Annotated in this window: 1 protein-coding gene and 1 pseudogene; both read right to left on the bottom strand. The window is 48.1% G+C overall.

What is annotated here, in order from left to right:
- Positions 1–479: pseudogene (locus HP548_RS02430) on the bottom strand (collagen-like protein); the annotation flags it as partial.
- Positions 480–1,234: 755 nt separating this feature from the next.
- Positions 1,235–1,523, bottom strand: a 289-nt coding sequence (locus tag HP548_RS02425) for an ABC transporter permease (RefSeq protein WP_175380762.1), incomplete at its 5' end; no start/stop codon positions are given.

The raw sequence follows: 1,523 nt of genomic DNA, 5'->3' as shown, positions 1-1,523 counted from the left end.
GCTGGACCTGCTGCTCCAGCCGTACCTGTTGCGCCAGTTGCTCCCGCTGGGCCCGCTGGACCTGCTGCTCCAGCCGTACCTGTTGCGCCAGTTGCTCCCGCTGGGCCTGCTAGGCCTGCTACTCCAGCCGTACCTGCTGTACCCGTTGCTCCAGTTGGTCCAACAAATCCTTGTGGTCCGATGGCTCCGGCTGGACCAGGTACACCTTGAGGGCCTTGTGGCCCCACAACGCCTTGTTCCCCTGGAACACCTTGTGCACCAATCGGACCCGCTGGACCTGCTTCACCTTGAGGACCTACTGCTCCCGCTGGACCAGGTTGCCCTTGCGGTCCTTGAGGACCTGGGGGCCCTCCAGCTGGCCCTTGTGGTCCGGGCAGTCCTTGTACACCCTGATTTCCTTGGACCCCTTGGATCCCTTGGATCCCTTGTGTACCTTGGGGTCCTGTTGGGCCAACAACTTTAGGCGTAGTTACATTCACTTCAGGTGGAGGGCATGTTACCTGTACTATTTTTTTAATTACTTTTACTCTACGATTTTTTCTTTTTCCTTTTGGAGAATGTACAGTTGCAATTTTTTTATTACACCTTTTTTTCTCATCTGGACAACTCAATTAGGACACCTCCCTATATTCATAGCTCAGTGTACGTAGGTAGTTGGCTACAGGCATGGACTAACATCTATCTTCACCCGTGCTAAAACCTATTTTTCATAAAATAAAGGCTATTGACATATCGCTTTGGATGCTTCTCCAAGGTAGGAACCGAGACGTTGGTATCGCAGGTATCATGTACTTCACCACGACATATTTAACTCAACAAATGTACATCTTCACCTTTGTCGTCATTTTCTCCTTGCTTGCACAAGGCTTGTCCTCCATGGCAACTGTTTCAAGGCTGCTGTTCGTCAATCTTTCCGTCATCTGTCATTACATTATTTGCGAGAAAAAGCGCAGTGTGAAGGATTGGATTATAAGAATGTTTTCCCCCTTGTTAGGAACAAGAACTTGGTTTCTTGAACAAAACAAAAAGCCGCTATTTTAGCGGCTTTGAATGGTGGTTCAAAATTGTCTTATGAAGAGCGATTTCTTGGGATCCCTAAAACAACCTATTCCCACAACCCTGATTAGAGGCTTCACCTTCAATCAAGAATGACCCAAATTTGAGTAGTCAATGAGATTTGATGGATCTTCTGACTTGTGAAGTACTCTTGACCAGGGTCGTATCAACCTTCGACTTACCCTAACTGGCGTTTAAATGCTTTACTAGCGAAGAAGAAAGCGATGAACATGATGCCGACACACCAGGCAAGTGCAATCCAGATATCATTACCAATAGACCCTTCATACAAGATGGCACGAATCGCATTCACGATTGAAGTCACCGGTTGGTTCTCAGCGAACGCACGGACAATTTTAGGCATGGTTTCAGTGGGGACAAAGGCCGAACTGATAAACGGCAGGAAAATCAGCGGATATGAATAGGCTGTCGCCCCTTCCATAGACCCTGCTGTCAATCCGGGAATG

Origin of the sequence: Paenibacillus taichungensis (assembly GCF_013359905.1) — a bacterium.
Taxonomy (GTDB): Bacteria; Bacillota; Bacilli; order Paenibacillales; family Paenibacillaceae; genus Paenibacillus; species Paenibacillus taichungensis.
The sequence above is the reverse complement of the archived record's forward strand: the minus strand, read 5'-3'. Positions and strand labels throughout refer to the sequence as shown.